This window comes from Actinocorallia libanotica (genome assembly GCF_039525175.1).
Lineage (GTDB): Bacteria > Actinomycetota > Actinomycetes > Streptosporangiales > Streptosporangiaceae > Actinocorallia > Actinocorallia libanotica.
The window spans coordinates 1-751 of the sequence record NZ_BAAAHH010000116.1; the positions used below are offsets into that span (position 1 = coordinate 1).

A 751-nucleotide genomic window follows, 5' to 3' on the forward strand; every position below is an offset into this window, starting at 1 on the left:
ACCTTCTCCTTTCTGGCCGAGGCGCCCACGGGCGTGGCCTACCGGGTGGGGTCCTCGGTGCGGCTACGGGAGATCTACACCCCGCGCGTCGAACTCGAAGAAGCCGTCACCCGCGTGCAGTGGGGGGCGCTGTGATGCCCCCCGAAGCGGTGTACGCCGACATCGGCGACCTCAAGGCCGAGTACTCCATCACCGACATCGACCGCGATGAGCTGCTGACCGAGGCGCTGGAGGCCGCGAGCCGGTACGTCGACCGGGCGTGCGGGCGCCGCTTCTGGCTGGACGGCATCGCCGCGGCCCGGCGCTTCTCGCCGCTGCGCAACGTGGTGAGCGACGGCGACGGCACGCACCTGCTCATCAACGACATCGGTTCCCTCGATGGCCTGGTGGTGGAGATCGGCACCGGCTCCTCCTGGACGGATGTGACCGACAGTGTGGAGACCGAGCCGCTCAACGCACTGGACGACGAGCAGCCGATTACCTCGCTGCTGCGCGGGGCGTGGCCGTGCGGCGGCGGGCAGCGGGTGCGGGTGACGGCCCGGTGGGGGTGGCCGGCCGTCCCCGCACCCGTTCGGGTCGCGACCCTGCGCCAGGCCTCGCGCCTGTTCAAGCGCAAGGACTCCCCCGACGGGATCACCGGTAGCGCGGAGTGGGGAATCGTGCGGGTCTCGCGCGTCGACCCCGACGTCGCCGCGCTGCTGCGCCCCTACGTGCTGCCCGGGTTGGGGTGAGCCGATGGACATCTGGGGGA

1 protein-coding gene is annotated in these 751 nt (G+C 71.6%); it reads left to right on the forward strand.

Annotated features, from left to right (window positions below):
* The first annotated feature begins 134 nt into the window (after window positions 1–134).
* Entirely contained in the window at window positions 135–731 is a 597-nt protein-coding gene (locus ABD140_RS39920; RefSeq protein ID WP_344248281.1) for a head-tail connector protein, read from the forward strand.
* Window positions 732–751 lie beyond the last annotated feature (20 nt).

What these genes read in the sequence shown, in the direction of transcription:
- ABD140_RS39920 (WP_344248281.1), top strand. Translation starts at nt 135, where the DNA reads ATGCCCCCCGAAGCGGTGTACGCCGACATCGGCGACCTCAAGGCCGAG.